At 72.8% G+C, this 21,845-nt stretch carries 19 protein-coding genes; 10 read left to right on the top strand and 9 right to left on the bottom strand.

Annotated features, from left to right (window positions below):
• Nucleotides 1–137 precede the first annotated feature (137 nt).
• A complete protein-coding gene (locus tag E5N76_RS15265; protein ID WP_149538182.1) occupies nt 138–734 on the bottom strand; it encodes a helix-turn-helix transcriptional regulator in 597 nt (198 codons plus the stop codon).
• A complete protein-coding gene (locus tag E5N76_RS15260; RefSeq protein WP_187830187.1) occupies nt 731–1,615 on the bottom strand; it encodes a S1C family serine protease in 885 nt (294 codons plus the stop codon). Before E5N76_RS15260 ends, E5N76_RS15265 begins: the two co-directional genes overlap by 4 nt.
• A 323-nt stretch (nt 1,616–1,938) precedes the next feature.
• On the opposite strand from E5N76_RS15260, the gene E5N76_RS15255 reads away from it, so the two are divergent.
• Both E5N76_RS15255 and E5N76_RS15250 read left to right on the top strand, forming a co-directional pair.
• The gene (locus E5N76_RS15255) at nt 1,939–2,499 is read left to right on the top strand and encodes an HD domain-containing protein (protein WP_149538180.1); all 561 of its coding nucleotides are present in this window, start codon (nt 1,939–1,941) and stop codon (nt 2,497–2,499) included.
• A 295-nt stretch (nt 2,500–2,794) separates the two neighbouring features.
• Nucleotides 2,795–4,435 (top strand): long-chain-fatty-acid--CoA ligase, encoded by a 1,641-nt coding sequence (locus E5N76_RS15250; RefSeq protein WP_149538179.1) that lies wholly within the window; start codon nt 2,795–2,797, stop codon nt 4,433–4,435.
• 106 nt (nt 4,436–4,541) lie between these two features.
• On the opposite strand, the gene nikR is transcribed toward E5N76_RS15250, so the two are convergent.
• Nucleotides 4,542–4,994, bottom strand: a complete 453-nt coding sequence (gene nikR / locus E5N76_RS15245; RefSeq protein WP_149538178.1) for a nickel-responsive transcriptional regulator NikR — start codon at nt 4,992–4,994, stop codon at nt 4,542–4,544.
• Between the two features lie 107 nt (nt 4,995–5,101).
• On the opposite strand from nikR, the gene E5N76_RS15240 reads away from it, so the two are divergent.
• On the top strand, nt 5,102–7,132 hold the full coding sequence (locus tag E5N76_RS15240; RefSeq protein WP_149538177.1) for a TonB-dependent receptor: 2,031 nt from the start codon (nt 5,102–5,104) through the stop codon (nt 7,130–7,132).
• Between the two features lie 121 nt (nt 7,133–7,253).
• A complete protein-coding gene (locus E5N76_RS15235; RefSeq protein WP_149538176.1) occupies nt 7,254–8,678 on the top strand; it encodes a hypothetical protein in 1,425 nt (474 codons plus the stop codon).
• Between the two features lie 144 nt (nt 8,679–8,822).
• On the opposite strand, the gene purD is transcribed toward E5N76_RS15235, so the two are convergent.
• Nucleotides 8,823–10,091, bottom strand: a complete 1,269-nt coding sequence (gene purD / locus E5N76_RS15230) for a phosphoribosylamine--glycine ligase (protein ID WP_149538175.1) — start codon at nt 10,089–10,091, stop codon at nt 8,823–8,825.
• A gap of 263 nt (nt 10,092–10,354) precedes the next feature.
• Here purD and xseA point away from each other — a divergent pair, with 263 nt between their 5' ends.
• The 3 genes from xseA to E5N76_RS15215 all read left to right on the top strand — a co-directional run bounded on the left by xseA (nt 10,355) and on the right by E5N76_RS15215 (nt 14,878).
• Nucleotides 10,355–11,869: an exodeoxyribonuclease VII large subunit gene (xseA, locus tag E5N76_RS15225; protein WP_149538174.1), complete on the top strand. Its 1,515-nt coding sequence runs from the start codon at nt 10,355–10,357 to the stop codon at nt 11,867–11,869.
• The gene (locus tag E5N76_RS15220) at nt 11,866–12,711 is read left to right on the top strand and encodes a M23 family metallopeptidase (RefSeq protein ID WP_149538173.1); all 846 of its coding nucleotides are present in this window, start codon (nt 11,866–11,868) and stop codon (nt 12,709–12,711) included. Before xseA ends, E5N76_RS15220 begins: the two co-directional genes overlap by 4 nt.
• A gap of 145 nt (nt 12,712–12,856) precedes the next feature.
• On the top strand, nt 12,857–14,878 hold the full coding sequence (locus E5N76_RS15215; RefSeq protein WP_149538172.1) for a diguanylate cyclase domain-containing protein: 2,022 nt from the start codon (nt 12,857–12,859) through the stop codon (nt 14,876–14,878).
• 12 nt (nt 14,879–14,890) lie between these two features.
• On the opposite strand, the gene E5N76_RS15210 is transcribed toward E5N76_RS15215, so the two are convergent.
• Together E5N76_RS15210 and E5N76_RS15205 are read right to left on the bottom strand one after the other, a co-directional pair.
• Nucleotides 14,891–15,622, bottom strand: a complete 732-nt coding sequence (locus E5N76_RS15210) for an ABC transporter ATP-binding protein (RefSeq protein ID WP_149538171.1) — start codon at nt 15,620–15,622, stop codon at nt 14,891–14,893.
• A gap of 62 nt (nt 15,623–15,684) precedes the next feature.
• A complete protein-coding gene (locus E5N76_RS15205) occupies nt 15,685–16,527 on the bottom strand; it encodes an ABC transporter permease (RefSeq protein WP_149538170.1) in 843 nt (280 codons plus the stop codon).
• Nucleotides 16,528–16,642: 115 nt separating this feature from the next.
• Here E5N76_RS15205 and E5N76_RS15200 point away from each other — a divergent pair, with 115 nt between their 5' ends.
• Nucleotides 16,643–17,434 carry an MmyB family transcriptional regulator gene (locus tag E5N76_RS15200; RefSeq protein WP_149538169.1) on the top strand — a complete coding sequence of 264 codons (792 nt, stop codon included), beginning with the start codon at nt 16,643–16,645 and terminating at the stop codon, nt 17,432–17,434.
• Nucleotides 17,435–17,514: 80 nt separating this feature from the next.
• Nucleotides 17,515–18,000, top strand: coding sequence for a hypothetical protein (locus tag E5N76_RS15195; protein ID WP_149538168.1), 486 nt, complete (start codon nt 17,515–17,517; stop codon nt 17,998–18,000).
• Nucleotides 18,001–18,191: 191 nt separating this feature from the next.
• Here the strand turns inward: E5N76_RS15195 and E5N76_RS15190 are convergent, their stop codons facing one another.
• From E5N76_RS15190 to E5N76_RS15180, 3 genes are all read right to left on the bottom strand, one after another.
• Nucleotides 18,192–19,160, bottom strand: coding sequence for a Tim44 domain-containing protein (locus E5N76_RS15190; RefSeq protein ID WP_149538167.1), 969 nt, complete (start codon nt 19,158–19,160; stop codon nt 18,192–18,194).
• A gap of 491 nt (nt 19,161–19,651) precedes the next feature.
• Nucleotides 19,652–20,023, bottom strand: a complete 372-nt coding sequence (locus E5N76_RS15185) for a DsrE/DsrF/DrsH-like family protein (protein WP_149538166.1) — start codon at nt 20,021–20,023, stop codon at nt 19,652–19,654.
• A gap of 347 nt (nt 20,024–20,370) precedes the next feature.
• Nucleotides 20,371–21,198 (bottom strand): HesA/MoeB/ThiF family protein, encoded by an 828-nt coding sequence (locus E5N76_RS15180; protein ID WP_149538165.1) that lies wholly within the window; start codon nt 21,196–21,198, stop codon nt 20,371–20,373.
• A 436-nt stretch (nt 21,199–21,634) separates the two neighbouring features.
• Here E5N76_RS15180 and E5N76_RS29530 point away from each other — a divergent pair, with 436 nt between their 5' ends.
• The gene (locus E5N76_RS29530) at nt 21,635–21,784 is read left to right on the top strand and encodes a hypothetical protein (RefSeq protein ID WP_187830186.1); all 150 of its coding nucleotides are present in this window, start codon (nt 21,635–21,637) and stop codon (nt 21,782–21,784) included.
• Nucleotides 21,785–21,845: the final 61 nt, after the last annotated feature.

Here is a 21,845-nt window from a genome sequence, read left to right as displayed (position 1 = left end):
CCGGCGAATTCTCACATTCGCTGGAAGATAGCGGGAAGTTTAATTCCCTATAAGCCGTTCATCCGCGGGCGGATCGGGTGAAAGTCGTTAATATGTCGCACCGGTCGACCCGAGACAGCACTAATTTATTTACAAATTTATAGCAGCACCAGCCCGGCCCGCGCCGCCCGCGCCACCGCATCCGCCCGGCTGCCGGCGCCGAGCTTGGCCAGCACCGCCGCCACATGCGCCTTGGCGGTGTGGAAGGACATGCCGAGATGCCGGGCGATCACCTTGTTGGATGCGCCGGCGGCCAGCAATTCCAGCACCTCCCGCTCCCGCCGGGTCAGCTCCGCCTCCTTCGCGGCCGGGCCGGCGAGGGGTGGGGCGGCGCCGAGACGGCTGGCCAGCAGCGCCGGCGGCAGCACCGCGAGGCCGCGCGCCACCGCCTGCAGCGCCGCGGCGATGGTGGCGGCGGAGGCTTCCGGCGGCACCACCCCCTGGGCGCCGGCGCGCAGCGCGGCCAGGGCCGCGGCGCCCTCGGCCAGCACCAGCCGCGGCGGCCCGCCGGCCGCGCCGGCGACGGCCAGCACCACATCGGCCTCGGCGGCCGCGTCCACCTCCTCCAGCCGCAGCCCGGGCTGGCCTGCGAGGCGCGCGGCCAGCGCCGGGTCCGGCGGGTCCAGCGCCACGCGCAGCGGCGCCGCGGGGTGCCGCGGCGTGGCCCGCGGCCGGTCCTGCAGGGTGGCGATCATGCGGCGGCCCTCGCCCGGATGGTGACGCGCGCCTGGCGCTTCTGCCCGCCGCGCAGCAGGTCCAGCACCACGGTCCGGCCGACGCTCTCCGGGTCCAGCCGCGCCAGCATCTCCCGCACCGAGGCAAGCGGCATGCCGTCCCAGGCCAGCAGCACGTCGCCGAGCAGGATCCCCGCCTCCCCGGCCGGGCTGCGGGGATCGACGCCGACCGCGATCAACCCGCGGCCGGGCGCCTCCTCCAGCCGCACCGGCTGCAGGGCGAGGCCGAGATAGCCGCGGGCGATGCGGCCTTCCGCCGCGAGCAGCGGAACGACCCGGCTGATGGTCTCCACCGGCACCACCAGGGCGCGGCGGCGCGGGCCGGGGACGGCCATGCCGAGCAGCCGCCCCTCATGGTCCAGCACCGCGCCGCCCTCGGCCGCGGGGTCGAGCTTGATGTCGAGGCGGATGCGGCGTTCCAGCCGGCCGCCGCGGAGGGAGCGCCAGGGGCCGCCCAGCTCCGCCACCAGGGCGCGGGCGGCGACGGGGCCGTATTCGCCGCGGCCGATGGCGAGCACCAGATGGCCAGGCTCCAGCCCCTCCGCCGGGGCCAGGTCCAGGGGGGCGGGGGCACCGGTGGCAGCGCGCAGCAAAGCGAGGTCCGTGCCCGGGTCGCGGCCGGCGAGGCTGGCCGGGACCTGGCGGCCATCCGGCAAGGTGACGGCCAGGTCGTCATCGCGCTCCAGCGCCTCCTCGGCCGTCACCACCTGGTCCTCGGCCCAGATGAGGCCGGCGCGGGCACGGCCGTCCCGCCCATGAACCAGGCAGGTGCGCGCCGCCGCGGCGGCGGTGAAGGCGGCAAGCTGGCGGGAGAGGGCGGCGAAGGGGGTGAGGTCGGACATGGTGCGGCTCCTCATTTGGGAGAGAGATGCGGCGGGTGCGAGGGGGGTGCCATTGCCCGGATGGGCGGGGCGATGGGGGCTCCGCCCCCAAACCCCCGCCAGGGGCGCTGCCCCTGGACCCCGCCGGGGAGGGGACCCCTCCCCGGACCCCGGTGGGAGTCGGCAGGTTGAACCCTCGGGTCTGAAACTCAGACCGGGGTCCGGGGCCAGGTCCTGGCCCCGGCGGGAGTGCAGAGGGCAGCGCCCTCTGCTGGGGCCGGGCGCGAAGCCCCCGCCCGCTACCCCTTCCCCCCGGACACCTCGCCGGGGAGAATGCCGGCCGCATGGAATCCCCCCTTGCCGCCACGCTGCGCGCCGCCGTCTTCGCCGCCAGGGTCCACGCCACCCATACCAGGAAGGGCGCGGCGGCGGAGCCCTATGTGAACCATGTGCTGGAAGTGGCCGCGCTGCTGGCCGAGCACGGGGCGCCGGACGTGGCGGTGATCGCCGGCCTGCTGCATGACACGGTGGAGGACAGCAGCGACGACCCGGAGCCGGTGACCCTGGCGGCGCTCGCCGCCGAATTCGGCGAGGAGGTGGCCGGCATCGTCGCCGAGGTCTCCGACGACAAGAGCCTGCCGAAGGAGGTGCGCAAGGCGCTGCAGGTGCGGCAGGCGGCGAAGAAATCCGCCGCGGCGCGGCAGCTCAAGCTGGCGGACAAGATTTCCAACCTCCGCGCCATCATGGCCAGCCCGCCGCGGGCCTGGGAGCATGCGCGGCGGGTGGAATATGTGGGCTGGGCCGGGCGGGTGGCGGTGGGGCTGCGCGGCTGCAACCCGGGGCTCGAGGCGCTGTTCGACGCCACCTATCGCGCGGCCATGGCGAAGCTGGCCGAAGAAGCCTGACAGGCCGCGAGAGGGCGCGCCGGTCCCCGCCCGACCTTAGGCCCGGGCCTGACGCGGCATCTGCCTGCCCGGCGCAATCCCCGTGCGGGAGGGCCGGGCCAGCCGGCGGTGACGGGCATGGGTTGCAGGCTCCGCACGGCCCGTGGCGGCAAGGACGTGCCAGGCACCGGGCGTGGTCCTCGCATCACGCATCCCTTCCGGCACCCGGGTCACCGCGCCCTTGCCGCGGCCCACATCCCGCCCCGATATTGGCGGCAACGCCCGCCACGGGCGAGACAACCGGGAGACGACCGAGATGCTGGGGCTGATGCAGGACCGCCCGCTGCTGATTTCCGCCCTGCTGGAGCATGCGGCGCGGCACCATGGCGGGGCGAAGATCGTCTCCGCCCGGGCGGATGGCAGCCTGGCCCGCCACACCTGGCCGCAGATCGCCGCCCGCGCCGCCCAGCTCGCCCATGCGCTGACGAAGCGCGGCGTGCAGCGGGGGGAGCGCATCGCCACCCTGGCCTGGAACGGGCACCACCATCTGGAATGCTATTACGGCGTCTCCGGCATGGGGGCGGTGCTGCACACGGTCAATCCGCGGCTCTTCCCGGGGCAGATCGGCTACATCCTGGCGGATGCGGCGGACACGCATCTGTTCGTCGATCCTACCCTGGTCGCCGGGGCGGAAGCGCTGGCGGACAAGCTGCCGGAGAGCCTCAAGACCATCGTCATCATGGGCGATGCCTCGCAGATCCCCGCCGAGTGCTCGCTGCGCGCGCGCTTCGAGGTGCTGAGCCAGGAGGAGCTGATCGCCGGCGAGCCCGAGCACTTCCCCTGGCCGGATCTGGATGAGCGGGCGGCGTCCTCGCTCTGCTACACTTCCGGCACCACGGGGGAGCCGAAGGGGGTGCTGTATTCGCACCGCTCCACCGTGCTGCACGCCATCAGCACGCTGCAGCGGGATTGCTTCAATATCGGCGCCACGGATGTGGTGATGCCGGTGGTGCCGATGTTCCATGTGAATGGCTGGGGCATTCCCTATTCCGCCGCCGCGGCCGGGGCTTCCCTGGCGCTGCCGGGGATGAAGCTGGATCCTGCCAGCCTGCACCGGCTGTTCGAGGAGGAGGGCGTGACCTTCTCCGCCGGCGTGCCGACCATCTGGACCGCGCTGCTGCAATGGCTGCGGGCGGAGCCCGCGCGCCGCTTCACGCGGCCGCCGCGGCTGGTGGTGGGCGGCACGGCGCTGCCGACCGCGATCAATGCCGGCTTCCTGAAGGAATACGGCGTCTCCATCCTGCATGCCTGGGGGATGACGGAGACCAGCCCGCTCGGCACCACCAATGCGCGGAAGCCGGAGAATGCGGATTGGGACGCGGACCGCTTCCTCGACTACGCGCGGAAGCAGGGGCGGGCGCTGTTCGGCGTGGAGATCCGGGTGCGCGACGGCAATGGGCAGGAGATCCCGCATGACGGCGTCGCCTTCGGGGAGCTGGAAGTGCGCGGCCCCTGGGTGGCGAGCGCCTATTTCAACCGCCCGGGCGACCCGGCGCATACGGCGGATGGCTGGTTCCGCACCGGCGACGTGGTGACGGTGGATGCGCTGGGCTGCATGGAGATCGTCGATCGGGCGAAGGATGTCATCAAGTCGGGCGGGGAGTGGATCAGCTCCATCACGCTGGAGAACCTCATCATGGGGCATCCGGCGGTGGCGGAGGCGGCGGTGATCCCCGTGCGCCACCGGAAATGGGACGAACGCCCGCTGCTGCTGGTGCAGCCCAAGCCGGGCATGACGCCGAGTGCCGAGGAGATCCTCGCCTTCTATGAGGGCAAGGTGGCGAAGTGGTGGATTCCGGATGCGGTGGAGTTCGTGGAGAGCCTGCCGCATACCGCCACCGGCAAATTGTGGAAGGCGGAGCTGAAGCAGAGCTACAGGGATCGCGTCATCGGGTAGCGCTGCCGCTTCGTGGATTGAAGGCGCCCATCGGCGCCTTCGACACCGTCGAGCGCGCTGAGCGCGCCCGCACGCGACGGCGTCCTTGAGAATGAAAAGCGCAGTCTCACGCCGAAATATGCGTATGCCGATGCGCCCCCGCCCCATGGTCGTGCCGCGCCTCCTCCACCCGCGCCGGCACCAGATGCAGCGCGTGGTGCCGCACCCCGCGCTGGCTCGTCACCGCATCCGCGAAGCGCCGCACCGCGCCGGAGGCGCCGCGCAGCACCGCCACCTCCAGGCAGGCGTCGTGGTCCAGATGCACATGCATGCTGGCGATGCTGAGGTCGTGATGCGCGTGCTGCGCCTGCGCCAGCCGCCGCGGCAGATCCCGCACCGCATGGTCGTACACATAGCTCAGCGTGGCGATGCATTGCGTCTCCGGCGCCGCCTCCCGCGCCGCCGCCTGGCGCAGCAGGTCGCGCATCGCCTCGGACCGGCTGGCGTAGCCATGCCGCGCCACCAGCGCATCCACCGTCGCCAACAGTTCCTCCTCGATGGTGATGGTGATGCGTTCCATGCTGGTCCCCCCAGGGCCTGCCCCTGCTCTCCCCGCCATCCTGCCCAGGGGATTGCGTCCCCGCAATGCTCGTGTGATGTTTCCCTGAAATCGTATGAGGATCGGGCATGCGCGGACTCGGCTGGGCTGGGGTGTTGACCCTTTGCGGCGGCGCCCCCGCCCTGGCCCAGACCGCCACCCTGCCACCCATCGAGGTGACCGCCCCCGCCCAGGCCCCCGCCGCCGCCAGCGAGCGGGAGCTGACGCGGGAGGAACTCGCCGCCCGCCCCATCGCCCGCATCGGCGAGGTGCTGGAAGCCACCCCCGGCCTCATCGTCACCCAGCACAGCGGGGAGGGTAAGGCCAACCAGTACTTCCTCCGCGGCTTCAACCTGGATCACGGCACCGACCTCGCCATCACGCTGGACGGCATGCCGGTGAACATGCGCACCCATGGCCATGGCCAGGGCTATGCCGACCTCAATTTCATCATCCCGGAACTCCTCGGCGGCCTGCGGGTGCGCAAGGGCCCCTACTTCGCGGATGAGGGCGATTTCGCCACCGCCGGCGCGCTGAACCTCGGCCTGGTGGACCGGCTGGACCGTGCCTTGGTGCAGGCCACGGTCGGCAGCTTCGGCTATTGGCGCGGCCTCGCCGCCGGCTCCGCCCCGCTCGGCGCTGGCACCCTGACCGCGGCGGGGGAGGCCGTTGCCTATGACGGCCCCTGGCAGCGCGGCGACGCGCTGGCCCGCCTCAACGGGCTGCTGCGCTTCACCCAGGGCACGGCGGAGGACGGCTTCAGCCTGACCGGCATGGCCTATACCAGCCATTGGCGGTCCACGGACCAGGTGCCGGCCCGTGCCGTCTCCGCCGGGCTGATCGACCGCTTCGGCACGCTGAGCCCAACCGATGGCGGCAAGGCCGAACGCTTCAGCCTCTCCGGCCGCTGGGCGGGCACCGGCGACTACGGCACCACCAGCCTCAGCGCCTATGCCATCCGCTCCACCCTCTCGCTTTACAACGACTTCACCTATTTCCTCGACGACCCGGAGAATGGCGACCAGTTCAACCAGCGCGACCGCCGCTGGGTCTGGGGCGGGGAGCTGGCGCACCGCATTCCCTGGCAGGCCTTCGGGCGGGCGGCGGAGACGCGCTTCGGGGTGCAGGCGCGGTTCGACGAGATCCGCCTCGGCCTGTTCCGCAGCGCCGGCCGCGCCCTGCTGGCGCCGGTGCGGGAGGATCGCGTCAGCCAGCAGAGCGTCGGCCTCTTCGCCGAGACCACGGTGCGGCCCACGCCCTGGCTGCGCGCCACCGCCGGGCTGCGCGGCGACTGGATGGGCGGGCGCGTGCGCAGCGATACGGCGGAGAATTCCGGCAGCGCCGGGGAATGGATGTTCAGCCCCAAGGGCGGGCTGGTCCTCGGCCCGTGGTGGGGGACCGAGTTCTTCCTCAACGCCGGCATGGGCTTTCACAGCAATGATCTGCGCGGCGCCACCATCCGGGTGGACCCGACGGACCGGCTGACCCCGCTCTCCCGCGTGCCGCTGCTGGTCAGGGCCAAGGGGGCGGAGATCGGGGTGGCGAGCCGCGCCATCCCCGGGCTGGACACGCGGCTGGCGGTCTTCGTGCTGACCTTGGGCTCGGAGATCCTCTTCGTCGGCGATGCCGGCACCACGGAGGCCAGCCGGCCGAGCCGGCGGATCGGCGTGGAATGGACGAATGACTGGCGGCCTTTGCCCTGGCTGGGGCTGGAGGCGGACATCGCCGTGACCCGCGCCCGCTTCTCCGATGCGCCGGGGCCGGGGCGGCACATCCCGGGCGCGCCGAATTTCGTCGCCAGCGCCGGCGTGACGGTGGATGACGGCCTGGGCTGGTTCGGCGCGCTGCGCCTGCGCTGGTTTGGCGCCCGGCCGCTGAACGAGGAGAACACCGCCCGGTCCCGCGACACCGCGCTGGTGAATGCGCGGGCGGGCTACCGCTTCACGAATGGCGTGCAGGCGGTGCTGGACGTGTTCAACCTGTTCGACAGCAAGGCCAGCCAGATCGACTACTGGTACGCTTCCCGCCTGCCGGGAGAGCCGGCGGAGGGCGTCGCCGACCGGCATTTCCACCCGGTGGAGCCGCTGGCGGTGCGCTTCACCCTGGCGGCGCAATTCTGAGCAGGCGGCCGCTTCCGGGGTGCGGCGCCCCGGCCCGCCGGCCGCGATTTCGGTGCTGGCCCGTGACGATGCGGCGGCGTAGTTTCGTCGCCGCACCACGCCCCCCGATCGAAGGCTGTTCATGCGCATTGCGTCCTGGCTGCGAAGCGGGTGGCTCTGCCTGCCCCCGATCCTCTTCGCCATGGCCCTGGTGGGTTTCGCCTACTACCCCGGCGTCGCCAGGAACGACACCATCGAGCAATACCGGCAGGCCCTGAGCGGCGACTACACGGATTGGCACCCGCCGGCCTACGCCTGGCTGTGGCGGCAACTGAACCTGATCGTCGCCGGGCCGGACTCGCTCTTCCTCTTCCACCTGGCGCTGTACGGGCTGGGCATGGGCGCCTTCGCCCTGGCGCTGCGGCACCGGCGGGACTGGCTCGGGGCGCTGCTGGTGGGGGGCTTCGCGCTGCTGCCGATCACCCTCGGCTATGTCGGCATCCTCATGAAGGACATCACCATGGGGCTGCTCTTCTATGCCGCCATGGGGCTCGCCTTCCTGTGCCGCGCGCGGCGGGAGGCGCTGCCGCTGCCGGCCCTGGCGCTGGTGGCGGGGCTGCTCCTGCTCGGCTCCCTCACGCGGTTCAACGGCCCCTTCGCGGCGGCGCCGCTGCTGGTCTATGCGCTGGCCGGGCCGCGCCCGGCCGGGCCGGTCGCCTCGGCGGGGCGGCATCTCCTTGCCCTCGTCGCGCTCTTCCTCCTGCCCCTCCTGCTGAACCACTACGCCTTCAAGCCGCAGCGGACGGGGGTGCAGCTTTCCCTGCTGATCTACGATGTCGGCGGCATCAGCTCCCGCACCGGCCGCGACTATTTCCCCGAGCTTGGCGTGGCGGATTTCCCGCCGGTCAACCGCGAGCAGTGCTACACGCCGGAATGGTGGGACCCCTATTTCTGGGGGCGCTGCGACTTCGTCTTCGCCACCGTCCACGCGCAATTGCGGGATGGCCGGCTGGATGCGCCAGGCTGGTGGGCCAGGGCGGTGCTGGATGCGCCGGCGGCCTATATCGGCCACCGCCTCGCCCATCTGAACCAGAATATCCGCTGGCTGATGCCGAGCGGCCGGGCCGATGTCACCTTCCTCGCCGATGTCCCGAATGATCTCGGCCTCGCCTTCCGGCCGAACCAGGCGAGCTACGCGGTGCGGGCCGCCGGCTTCCTGCAGGCCGCGACGCCGCTGGGCTGGCCGGCCTTCTGGCTGGGTCTGGCGATGAGCTGGCTGCTGCTGGCGCGGCGCCTGCCGGCAAGCCCGGCGCGCGGGGCGGTGGTGGCGATCTGCGCCTCGGTGCTGCTGTATGGCGCGGGAATCGCCGTGGTGAGCGTGGCCTCCGACCTGCGCTACCATGTCTGGACCATGCTGGGGGTGGGCGTGGCCACGGCGGTCGGCACAGCGGAGCTACGGCATCTTCGGGCGATGACGCTGCGGGGCTGGGTGCTGGCGCTGAGCCCGGTGGGCGTGGTCGTCGCGGCCGGCATGGCCTGGCGGGTGCTGAACCTGCCGGCGCCGTGATGCCGCCCCCGCTCGCCCTTTCCGCCGCCAAGCGCAACCCCTGCCTCCCGCCCGCGGATGTGCAGGCTGCCCTTGCGGCCCGGGGCCGGCCACGCGAACCGACCGCTGAGATAAGGCCGACGCCCCGGCGATGCCGCGCGGCGGCTACAGGGCGCGGTGGGCGATGTCCCGCCGGCAGAAGCCCTCCGGCCAGTCGATGGCGTCCACCGCCCGGTAGGCCACATCCCGCGCCGCCTGCAGCGTCTCCGCCATGGCGGTGATGCCGAGCACGCGGCCGCCATTGGCCAGGATGGCGCCATCCGCCCGCCGCGCCGTGCCGGCATGGAAGACCTGCACCCCCGGCACCGCGGCGGCGCGGTCCAACCCGCGGATTTCCGTGCCCTTCGCATAGGCGCCGGGATAGCCGCGCGCCGCCATCACCACCGTCAGGCTGGGCCGCGCATCCCAGCGCAGGTCGAAACCGGCCAGCTCGCCGTCGCAGGCCGCCAGCAGCGCGGCGAGCAGATCGGATTTCAGCCGCACCATCAGCGCCTGGCATTCCGGGTCGCCGAAGCGGACGTTGAATTCGATCAGCTTCGGCCCCTCGGCCGTGAGCATCAGCCCGGCGAAGAGCACGCCGCGGAAGGGCGAGCCGCGGCGGGCCATCTCCGCCAGCACCGGCCGGACGATCCGCGCCATCACCTGGTCGCGCAGCGCCTCGGTGAAGACCGGCGGCGGGGAATAGGCGCCCATGCCGCCGGTATTCGGCCCGGTATCGCCATCGCCCACGCGCTTGTGGTCCTGCGCGGCACCGAGGGGCAGCGCGGTCCGGCCGTCGCACAGGGCGAAGAAGGAGATTTCCTGGCCGATCAGGCATTCCTCGACCAGCACGGTCGCGCCCGATTCGCCATGGATGCGGGATTCCATGATGTCGGCGATGGCGGCCTCGGCCTCCTCCACCGTCGCCGCCACCACCACGCCCTTGCCGGCGGCCAGCCCATCCGCCTTCACCACGATGGGGGCGCCCTGGGCGCGGATATAAGCGCGCGCCGCGACGGGATCGGCGAAGCGGGCCCAGCGCGCGCCGGGGGCGCCGGCGGCATCGGCGACCTCGCGGGTGAAGCCCTTGCTGCCCTCCAGCCGCGCCGCCGCCTGGCTGGGGCCGAAGCATTTCAGCCCCGCTTCGGCGCAGGCATCGGCGAGGCCCAGCGTCAGCGGCGCCTCCGGCCCCACCACCACCAGGTCCACGGCCTGGGCCTTGGCGAAGGCGACCAAAGCGGGGATGTCCTCGGCGCCGATCGGGACGCACTCGGCGAGTTCGGCAATGCCGGCATTGCCGGGGGCGCACCACAGCCTGGTCAGCAGGGGCGAGGCCGCCAGGGCCCAGCACAGCGCATGCTCGCGGCCACCGCCGCCGACGACCAGTACTTTCATCATCCGCTCCGTTCCGAGAGGGGGCGTCACGCCGAAGGGCGTGCCTTGCGGCACGACCCCCTCTCGAGCTCTCCCCCGCCAAAGGCCGAAGGGCCATTGGAAGGCATGAATTTCAGACCCGACGGTTCCACCGCAAACTCAAGGATTCCAAGGGCCTTGCGGCCCCTGGCGGGTAGAGCTTGAGGGAGGGTCGCGCCGCGAGGCGCGCCTTGCGGCGCGACGCCCTCCCTCAACACCGTGGCGGGCTAGCATATACTCCCCGCATGGACACCACCCCGCCCCGCGCGAACATCCCCGAATTCGCCGTTTCCGAAATCGCCGGCGCCATCCGCCGCACGCTGGAGGGCGCTTTCGGCCGCGTCCGCATCCGCGGCGAGATCACCGAGTGCAAGCGCTACCCTTCCGGTCACGTCTACCTCTCCCTGAAGGATGAGAACGCCAAGCTGGAGGCGGTGATCTGGAAGACCTCCGTCCCCCGCCTCTCCCTGCAGCCGGAGAATGGCGTGGAGGTCGTCGCCACCGGCCGCATCACCACCTATGCGGACCGGTCCAAATACCAGCTCGTCATCGACCGGCTGGAATATGCCGGGGCCGGCGCCCTGCTGGCGCGGATCGAGGCGCTGCGCACCAGGCTGCTGGCCGAGGGCCTCTTCGCCGCGGAACGCAAGCGGCCTTTGCCGCTGCTGCCCCGCATCATCGGCGTCGTCACCAGCGAGCGGGGCGCGGTGATCCAGGACATCCGCACCACCATCGCCCGGCGCTTCCCCCGCCGCATCATCCTCTGGCCCGTGCCGGTGCAGGGCGTGGGCGCCGCCGAGCAGGTGGCGGCCGCCATTCAGGGTTTCGGCCGCCTGGCCCCGGGCGGCGCTGTGCCGCGGCCGGATGTGCTGATCGTCGCCCGCGGCGGCGGCAGCCTGGAAGACCTGATGGCCTTCAATGAGGAGATCGTGGTCCGCGCCGCCGCCGACTGCCCCATCCCCCTCATCAGCGCCGTGGGGCATGAGACGGACACCACCCTGATCGACTTCGCCGCCGACCGCCGCGCCCCGACGCCGACCGCCGCCGCCGAAATGGCCATTCCCGCCCGGGCCGACCTGCTGGCCGACCTGGCGCACAAGGAAGCCCGGCTGCGCCAGTGCGGCCTGGCCGTGGTGGAACGCGCCCGCCGCCGGCTGATGCAGGCCGAGCGCGGCCTGCCGGACATGCCCGGCATCCTCGGCAGGCTGCATCAGCGGCTGGAGGATCGGGCGGAGCGCCTCGCCATTTGCGGCCCGGCCCTGCTGGAGCGCAAGCGGGCCCTGCTGCACCGCATCGCCCAGCGCCTGCCGCATCCGCGGGAACAGGTGGCGGCGAAGCGCGCCGCGCTTTCCCTGCTGGCGGCGCGGCAGGCCGCCGCCTGGCAGCGCGGCCAGGCCCGGCGCCAGGCGGCGCCGGCGCTGGCGCGCTTCTCCGCCAATCCCGTGCTGGCGCTGCTGCGGGAAAAGCGGGCGCGGCTGGAAGGGCTTTCGGCCCGGCTCGCCGGCGTCTCCTACCAGGCGGTGCTGGCGCGCGGCTTCGCCCTGGTGCAGGATTCGGCGGGCACGCCCCTGCCCAGCGCCGCTGCGGTGCCGGCCGGGGCGCGGCTCAACATCACCTTCGCCGATGGCAGCGTGGGCGCCACCGCCGACGGCGCCAGCCCCCCCGATCCCGCCCCCCCCGATCCCCAGCCTGCCGAGCCCCGCCCCCCGGCCGCGCCGCGCCGCAAGAAGGACCTGCCCGAGCAGGGCGCGCTGCTGTGATCCGCCGCCGCACCGCGCTCGCCCTGCCGGCCCTGGTCCTGCCGGCGCTGGCGGCCCTGCCCCGCCCGGCCGCGGCGGCGCTGGACCTGCCCCGGGCCGGCCTTGCCCAGGGCGGCTTCGTCGCCGGCCGGGTGCCGCCGGGCATCGCCTTGGCGCTGGAAGGCCGGGCGCTCCGCATCGGCCCGCGCGGCGAATACGCCTTCGGCTTCGGCCGCGACCACGGCCCCCAGGCCATGCTGAGCGTCACGCCGCCCGGCGGCCGGCCCAGCCGGCAGCGCCTCGCCATCGCCCGCCGGCAATGGAACATCCAGCGGCTGGAAGGCCTGCCCGGCGCCATGGTGACACCGCCGCCCGAAACCATGGAACGCATCGTCCGGGAACGCGAGAAGCTCGCCGCCCTGCGCCGCACGGACAGCGCCACGCCGCATTTCGCCGCCGGCTTCCGCTGGCCCGCCACCGGCCGCATCAGCGGCGTCTATGGCAGCCAGCGCATCCTGAACGGGGAGCCCCGCGCGCCGCATCTCGGCCTCGACATCGCCGTGCCCACCGGCACGATGCTGCATGCCGCCGCGGCGGGGGAGGTGCTGCTGGCCGAGGACCTCTACTTCACCGGCCTCACCACCATCCTCGACCATGGGCATGGGGTGCAGACGCTCTACGCCCATATGTCGCAGCTGGATCTGGCGCCGGGGCAGCGCGTGGCGGCGGGCGAGCCGATCGGCCGCAGCGGCGCCACCGGCAGGGTGACAGGGCCGCATCTGCATTTCGGCCTGTCCTGGTTCGCCACCTGGCTGGACCCGCAGCGCGTGCTGCCGCCCGGCGCCGGCAAGGGCGCGGGCTGAACGGCTCGCCGCCCGGGAAGGGCCGGCTTCCGGTGAAAAGGACGCCCGTTGCGACACGCTCTCGACAAGGCGGGATGCGTGGGCGACAAGGCCGGGGGTGGCTGTATTAAGAAGCAGTTGTCAAAATTCAGCCAATCCTGGGCAGATGACATACAGAGCCGCGTGGAACGCCATGCCGAGCCGTGGGGACCCAGCCAGAGTCGACGGCGCGGCAACGCCCCCTGCGGCGCCGGGGGCGAAGGCGGCCACGCCCGGCACGGTCACGGCCGGCAGGCGCAATGCCGCGCGCCACGCGCTGGTGCAGCAGGTGCGCGCCTTCCGGCTGCCGCTCTTCTGCCTGGGCCTCGCAACCGTCTTCGGCGCGCTGACGGTTGACGACCTGCTGGCCGGCCGCCAGCAGCTCTGGCGCAGAACCACCGAGACGGCCCGGCAACTCAGCCTGCTGATCAGCCAGGATATCGACCACGCGGTCACCCGGCTCGACCGGGCGCTGCGGCACGCCGCGGAACGCCAGGCGGCGCCGGAGCTCGCCGCCATGCCGCCGGCGCTGCGCCAGGCCTTCCTCTTCGACCAGGCCCTGGCGGAGGAGGATGTGCGGCTGGTCTTCCTGCTCGACGCCCGGGGCGACATCATCTCCGCCTCCGGTGCCCTGCCGCCGGGCCAGACCGGCATGGGCTATCTGCGCAGCCATGGCAGGCATGGCTGGGGCGGGCTGTGGTTCAGCCCGCCCCAGCCGGGCCCGGAGGCGCGGGAGGTGGTGGCGCTCAGCCGCGGCCTGCACCCCGCCGATGACCGCTTCGCCGGCGCGGTGGTCGCGCTGCTCGACCTCGATTCCCTCCGCCGGCGCCTCGAAGCCCATCTGCAGGTCGCCGATGGCGGCTTCACCCTCGGCCTCTACCGGCATGACGGCGTGGCACTGCTCGGCGCCGCCTGGCCCGGCCCGGCCGCCGGGCAGGAGGCGGGCATTGCTAGCATCTTCCGCCAGGCGGCCTTGCAGCCGAACGGGTTCGTCACCTCCGGCACGGCCCAGGACGGAAGGCTGCTGCACGGCTTCGCCTGGGTCGGCGGCTGGCCGCTGCTGGTCAGCGTCTCCGGCAGCGCCGCCGAGATGGAGGCGGAATGGCGCGCCCGTGCCATCGTCACGGGACTCACCACCCTCGGCCTGCTCGGCGCCCTCCTCACCCCCATCCTGCTGCTGCAGCGGGAGGTGATGCGCCGCCACGCCGCGGAGCAGGAGGCGCGGCGCAACAGCGACGAATTCCGCCTGCTGGCGGAGAACAGCGGCGACATGGTCTCCCGCATCGGGCCGGACCGGATCCGCCGCTACGTCTCCCCCGCCTCCCGCCGCATCCTGGGCCGCGAGCCGGAGGAGCTGATCGGCCGCTCGCCGCGCGAGATCACCCATCCGGACGACAAGCAGCAGATGCTGGACACCGTCGGCCCGGTCTATGCCGGGGAGGTGGAGGAGGCGACGACGGCCTACCGCATCTGCCGCGACGACGGCACCTGGGTCTGGCTCGAGGCCCGGGTGCGCTCGGTGCGCGACCCGGCGACGGGGCTGCCGGACGGCATCGTCGCCATCGCCCGCGACGTCACGGAGCGCAAGCGGCTGGAGGCGGAGATCGCCCAGCTCGTCACCGAGGATCCGCTGACCGGCCTTGCCAACCGCCGCGCCTTCGATGCGGGGTTCGAGCGGGAATTGCACCGCTGCGCCGGGCTGCGCCAGCCGGTCGCCATCCTGCTGATCGATGTCGACCACTTCAAGCTGTTCAACGACCATTACGGCCATCCCCGGGGCGATGCCTGCCTGCGCCGGGTGGCGGCGGTGATCGGCACCGCGGCGGCCCATCCGGTGGATCTGGCGGCGCGCTATGGCGGGGAGGAGTTCATCCTGCTGCTCCCCGGCGCCTCCCTGGCGGAAGCGGAGCGGCGGGCGGAGGGGCTGCGGGAGGCGGTGGAGGCGCTGGCGATTCCCCATCTCGGCGCCGGCGGCCGGCACCAGGTGGTGACGGTGAGCATCGGCCTCGCCGCCTCCGTGCCGGAGCCCGGCGATGTGGTGCTGGCGGCGGAGCTGCTCGTCCAGCAGGCGGATCACTGCCTCTATGAGGCCAAGCGCCGCGGGCGGAATTGCGTCATCGCCGCCGGCTCGGCCGGCGTCGTCGCCTGAGCGGCGCCCGGGTCAGGCGGCCGCCAGCACCGCCTCCACCGGGCCGTCCTCGACGATCCGCCCGGCATCCAGGCGGATGACGCGGGTGCACCATTCCCGCACCACGCCCAGGTCATGCGTCGCCAGCACCAGGATGTCCGCGTCCTTCACCAGCTTCGTCAGCTTCACCCGCGCCTTCTCGCGGAATTCGGCATCGCCGGCCAGGAACCATTCGTCCATCAGCAGCACTTCCGGCGCCATCACCGTGGCGATGGCGAAGGACAGCCGCACCTGCATGCCGGCGGAATAGCTGCGCACCGGCACGTCGAGGAATTCGCCGAGGCCGGCGAAGGCGCCGATCTCCTCTGCCATCACGGCGCTTTCCGCCTCGTCCAGGCCGCGGAACAGGCCGCGCAGGGTGATGTTCTCCCGCCCCGTCGATTCCTGGTCCATGCCGGCGGCGGGGTCGATCAGGGAGCCGATCAGCCCCTGCACCTCGAGGCGGCCGCCCACGGGTTCGTAGACGCCGGCCAAGGTGCGCAGCAGCGTGGTCTTCCCCGCGCCGTTGCGGCCGATGAGCGCCACCCTCTCCCCGGCGCCGATGCGGAAGTCGAGGCCGCGCAGCGCCGAGACGACGACGCGGTTGGCCTCGTCCTGCCGGAGGCGCAGCGGCGAATGCGCCAGGATGCGTTTCTTCAGGGAGCGCGCGCCGAGGTGGTAAAGTGGGAATTCGATGGTCAGGTCGCGCGCGGCGATATAGGGCATCGGGGAGTTTCTCCTGCCGGCCGGTTCACGCCCTGCGGCTGCGCCTCCGGGCGATCGGACGGCTAGACCCAGAAGGCGATGCGCCCGCGGAAGCGGACGAAGAAGGCAAAGGCGACGGCGCAGGCGAGCAGCGTGTAGAGCCCGGCCGAGAGCCAGATCAGCGGCGCCACGCCGCCTTCCACCAGCGGGCCGCGCACCGTTTCCATCACCGTGTAGAAGGGGTTCAGCGGCAGCCAGACCTGGCGGTCCCCGAGCAGCTCCGGCTTCCACAGCACTGGGGAGAGGAAGAAGGCGAGCTGCATGGCGGAGGCGACGATGGGCGCGATGTCACGGAACCGGGCACAGACCATGCCGAGGAAGAGCGCGACCGCGAAGGCGTTCACCGCCACCAGCACCAGCCCGGCCAGGGCCAGCAGCGCCTCCGCCCCCGGCATCACCCCGCAGGCGAGGAAGACCAGCAGGATCAGCGGCAGGCTGTGCGCCGCGATCAGCGCGTTGCGCAGGACGCAGCGCAGGATGTGGACGGTATAGGGCAGCGCCAATTGGCGGATGATGCCTTCCGAGCTGGTCAGGCTGACGCAGGCATCGGCCACGATGGCCGAGATCATGTTCCAGACGATCAGGCTGACCGCGAGGAAGGGCAGGTACTCCTCCAGCGGCAGCTTGAAGAGGGAGGAGTAGAGGATGCCCAGCCCGACCACCATGACGGCGGTGGACAGGGTCAGCCAGAAGGGGCCGAGGACGGAGCCGCGGTAGCGGTTCTTGATGTCCAGCCGCGCCAGGGCGGCGGGCAGGCGCCAGCGGCGGAAGCCGGTGGCGAGGTCGGCGATCGCCTTCTCCTGCCGCCGGGGCGCGGCCGCATCGGCGATGTAGAGCGGCGCGGCGGCCTCGATCTGGTCCAGCATGGGGCGGGCTATAGCGCCCACCGGGCGGGGCGGGGAAGGGTGGGGCGCATCACGCTGCCTCGGCCATGACCTCGCGGGTCATGGTTCCGCCGCCGCGATGGGGTAGGACGGGGCCATGCAGGGCACGGGCGAAAGCGTGGGAGAGCTGCTGCGGCAATGGCGGCAGCGGCGGCGGCTGAGCCAGATGGCGCTGGCGCTGGAGGCGGAGATCTCCACCCGGCATCTGAGCTGCCTCGAGACCGGCAAGGCGGCGCCGAGCCGGGAGATGGTGCTGCGCCTGGCGGAGCCGCTGGAGCTGCCCTTGCGGGAGCGCAACCGGCTGCTGCTGGCCGCCGGCTTCGCGCCGCTCTTCCCGCAACGGGGGCTGGACCACCCGGCCCTGGCGCCGGCGCTGGCCGCCATCCGGCAGGTGCTGGCGGCGCAGATGCCGAATCCGGCCCTGGCGGTGGACCGGCACTGGCAGCTTGTGGCGGCCAACCCGATGGCCGGGCGGCTGATGGCGGGCGCCGCCCCTGCCCTGCTGGCGCCGCCGGTGAACGTGCTGCGGCTTTCCCTGCACCCGGAAGGGCTGGCGCCGCGCATCCGCAACCTGGCGGAATGGCGGGCGCATCTGCTGGCCCGGCTGCGGCGGCAGGTGGAGCTGTCCGCGGACCCCGCCCTGGCGGCGCTGCTGGAGGAGCTGCGCCGCCTGCCCGCCCCGCGGGAGAAGCCGCCGGAGGTGGCGGCGGAGGCCATTGCGGTGCCGCTGCGCCTGGCGGTGCCGGGCGGCGCGGTGCTGGAGCTGCTCAGCACCACCACCGTCTTCGGCACGCCGGTGGATGTCACTCTTTCGGAGCTGGCGGTGGAGGCTTTCCTGCCGGCGGATGCGGTGACCGCCGCTGCATTGCAGCAATTTTATATATCGTAGATTGACTACCGCGCCGGCCCTCGCGATGAAGTGAGACGTTGCCGGGCGCGGCCCGGGCAACCAAGCCCGGGATACGTGCCATGCATACCTCCCCCGCTCGCCCGCCAGCCGGCAGCCGCGGCCACCTTGCCCTGACCGCCGAGAATCACGGCGCAATTCCCTGGTGCGGCCCGGCCGCCATCGCCCTGGTCACCGGCCGCCCCTATGCGGAGGCCTGCGCCGCCCTCCGCGCCGTGGCGCCGGACTGGTACCCGGCCTCCGGACCGGTGGTGACGGCCTATTGGCGGGATCTGCTGGCGGTGCTGGCAGCCTATGGCGTCCCGCATCAGCGGCCGCCGCTGCCGGAACGGCGGGTCTCCCTGCTGAAGCTGGTGCGGGGTGGGCTGGCACCGGGCTGGTACCTGGTGCGGGTGACGGACCATTTCCTGCTGCTGCAGGTGCATGGCTTCGGCCTCGCCTCGGTGCATGACAACCGGCACACGGCGGCGCTGCTGACCAGCGCCACCCATGGGCGGCGGCATGTGACCCACCTGGCGGCGCTGCCGGAAGGGCCGCGATTCGCGTAGCGAAGGTGCGGGGGCGCCGCCCGGTGTTGCGACCCCGTGTCGGGGCCGGTCATGGGCGTCAACTCCGGCAGAAAGCCCGAAGGTCGGGGGCGCTGCCCCCGAACCCCCGCCGGGGAGGGGACCCCTCCCCGGACCCCGGTCCGAGTTTCAGACCCGAGGGTTCGCCTGCCGGCCCTCGCCCGGCGGTGGGCTCAGCCGACCTGCTGGATGGCGGAAAGCTGCCAGGGGCCGCCGGCGCGGCGGGTGAAGGTCCACAACTCCGTCGCGGTGGTGCGGCGGTTGGGGTCGCCCTCCATCACGGCGCGGTCGGCAAGGCGCCAGGTGACATCCACCAGGCTGAAACGCATCGCCACGGTGGCGAAGTCGCGGTCGCCCTCGCGCCAGGCCTCGGACAGGTCGCCGCCCTCCAGCCGGACATCGCGGGTCTCGTTGTGCCAGCCGCGGGCGGCCAGATCCGCCAGGTCGTCGGCGAAATAGCGGGCCATCTCCGGCGTCGCCAGGCGCTGCAAAGTGCCGGTGTCGCGGCGGGACCAGGCATCGTTCACCGCCTTCAGCGCCTGCTCGAAGGCGTTGAAATCCTCCGGCAGGATGTGCAGCGGGGTGCCGCCAGCGGGCGCGGCGCCGCCGGCCCGGCCGGGCCGGCCCTCCGCCATGTTGCTGCGGGCCAGGCCCGGCGCCACGCCGGCCATGGCCGGCTGCGGCTGGCGCCGGCGCAGGAAGCCCAGCACCAGCCAGACGAGGCCGGCGATCAGCCCGATCTGCAGCAGCAGGCCGAGGAAGCTGGCGAAGCCGGTGAAGCCGCCGAACAGCCCATGGCCGAACAGCAGCCCGCCGATGCCGGCGCCGATCAGCCCGCCCATCAGCCCCGCCATGAAGGGGTTGCGGGAGAAGAAGCCGCCCTGCGGGTTGGGCTGGCCGATCGGCGCGCGCGGCGCCGGCTGGGCATAGCCCGGGGTGGCGGGCCGGCCTGGCGCCTCCATGGTGCGGTCCATCGGCCGGACGGTGCCGGGGGAGGTGGGGGTGCTGGGCGGCGCGCTGTAGCTGCGGCTGCCGCGGCTGCCCATGGAGGAGCTGCCGCCCGGCCGCGCCTCGGTCAGCGCCGGGGCAAGGGCCAGGGTCGCGGCCGCCAGGGCCGCGAGCAGCAGACGGGGGCGGGGCATGGGGTGGAGGTCTCCGGCAAGGTTCTTGTTGCCCCCAAGATAGGCAATCGCCGCGGCAATTGCGACATGGCCTTACGCGGATGGCGCCGCCGGAGCGGAATCGGGGAAGGCTGAATCAAGCGAAGCCGTGAATCACGCGACCGAACAAAGAATTAGAGCGGGGTGCGTGAGCGAAAGCGAACGCATCCACGCTCAAGAGGGATGGCGCCCCTGGAGCATTTTCAAATCCGGCGGAATCGCCGGACGACTCGGAAAATGCGACCGGACAAAGGGCTGGAACGGGTTCGCCGAGCGCTGGCGAGGTGAAACCGCTCTAGCTTATGATTGTAGAGCGATTCACGCCTCCGGGCGATGCCGCCCTCCGGCGATCTGCTCTAGCGGCTGATTTCGAAGTCCTGCGGGCTTCGTTCTCGGGCCATTGGCCTTGGTTTTCAGCGGCCTGCTTATCCGCTGCGTTCGCCGGAAATCCAGCGAGCTTCGGGGGCAGGACACTAGAGGGAGAGGAGTTGCCCCTCCCCGACCGTGGCGAGGAAGGTGGCGACCCCCGCCACCTCCACCCCCGGGGCCAGGGTGGCGCCGGCCAGGCCCGCGGCCTTCAGCCCCGCCTCGCAGGCGATGCGGCGCAGGCCGAGCTCCGCCGCCGCTTCCAGGAGCTGGGCCAGGGTGGCGACGCCGCGCGCCGCCAGCACCGCCTCGCGCGGGTCCTGGGCCAGGGGGTTGTCCGCCAGGAACAGCCGGCAGCCGGCATTGCTGGCGAAGAGCGTCACCTCCCGCCCCAGCGCCGCCGCGCCGGTGGCGAGCACCAGCGCGTAATGCGCCCTTTCGTGATCGCCCGAGAGCAGCAGGATGCCAAGGGGCTTCATGCGCCCGCCCGGTCGCTGGAGGGCGCTTCTCTCCGGGAGAGGGTGAGGGTGGCATGGCGCCGCCCGGCCGCCAGACGGACGCCGGCACCCGGCGGCGCGGACCGGCCGGCGGCACGGCGGCCGACCGCCGGGAGGACACCGGCACCTGGTGACGTGGACCGGCCGGCGGCGCGGCGTCGCCTGACCGCCGGGAGGACACCGGCGCCTGGTGGCGTGGACCGGCCGGCGGCGCGGCGCCGCCTGACCGCCGGGAGGACGCCGGCACCCGGGACCCTGGACCGGCCGGCGGCATGGCGCCGCCGGATCGCAAGGAACGCCGGCGCCCGCAGGCGTGAACCGGCCGGCATTCAGGAAGCCACGCAGACCAGCGGCGGGGGGGCCGCATGGGCGGAGAGATCGCGGATCGCCGCCGCCTCCCCGCACAGGGCGCAGCCCGGGTCGCGCTTCAGCCGCACCAGGCGGAAGCGCATGTCCAGCGCATCCCAGAGCAGCAGGCGGCCGGACATCCCCTCCCCGATCCCGAGAATCTCCTTCAGCACCTCGGTCGCCTGCAGCGTGCCCATCACGCCGGTGACGGCGCCCAGCACCCCGGCCTCGGAACAGCTCGGCACCAGCCCTTCCGGCGGCATCTCCGGGTGCAGGCAGCGATGGCAGGGGTGCGGCGCGCCGAGATGCGATTTGTAGGTGGAAAGCTGCCCCTCGAAGCGCAGCACCGCGGCGGAGACCAAAGGCCGGCCCAGCAGGTGGCAGGCATCGCCCAGCAGGAAGCGCGTCGGGAAATTATCCGTGCCGTCGCAGATGATATCGTAGCGCGGGATCAGCTCCTGCGCCGCGGCAGCATCCATGCGGCGGGGGTGGATCTCGATGCGAATCTCGGGGTTCAGGGCGCGGAGGGTCTCGGCGGCGCTTTCCGCCTTGTTGCGGCCGAGGCGGGCGGTGGCATGCACCACCTGGCGCTGCAGGTTGGAGAGTTCGAGCTGGTCATGGTCCACGAGGCCGATGGTCCCGACCCCGGCCGCGGCCAGGTAGAGCGTCAGCGGCGCGCCGAGCCCGCCGGCCCCCACCACCAGCACCCGGGCGGCGCGCAGCTTCGCCTGGCCGAGGGCGCCGACATCCTGCAGCAGGATGTGCCGGGAGTAGCGGTGCAGCTCCGCTTCGGTGAAGTCGAGGTCCATGGAGGGGATATGGGGGTGGGGTGGCGGGGCGGGCAAGGCACGGCCTTCCGGCTGGCGGGGATTCGGGGCACTGCCCCGGCGGGGTGGCGCCCGCCCATCCCGGTTGAGAACGGGTGCGGATGGCGGTCTCGACATCCTCGTCAACAACGCCTTCGATGCGACAGTCGCCCATGCGTCGATCCTCGATCTTCCGATGGATCAGCTCCAGCGCAATTTCGACCGCGACGTTGCGCCCGATCGGCGCCTGGCGGGTCGTCGAGACCATGGCCCCATGATCTGAGGTTCTCCGCCCTGCCGGCAACTGCCGGGCCGTGGGCCCGGACCGGGACGAGGCGGTGCCGAGGGCGCATCACCCTCGGCCGATCTCAGGGCTCCCGGTTTGCCGTCCGCGCCGCATCGCCGAAGCCTCTCCGGGCGCCCGGAGCAGGAAGCGAGGATGCGGTGCCTTGCCGCGACGCTGATGCCGTTGCTGGCGGTGACAGCCTGCCAGATGCCGGCCGCCGGGTCCGGCGGCTGCCCGATCAGCATCGAGGATCAGCGTCTGGCCGAGATGGCAGCGGCGCAGACGAACCTTCCCGCTCCATAGCAGCGACAGCTAGCTTCGTTCGTTCGTCTTCGCGCCAGGGCCGCCCGGCGTGGCGGTGGCT

It is taken from the genome of Siccirubricoccus phaeus (assembly GCF_008360935.1).
Classification (GTDB): Bacteria; Pseudomonadota; Alphaproteobacteria; order Acetobacterales; family Acetobacteraceae; genus Siccirubricoccus; species Siccirubricoccus phaeus.
The sequence above is the reverse complement of the archived record's forward strand: the minus strand, read 5'-3'. Positions and strand labels throughout refer to the sequence as shown.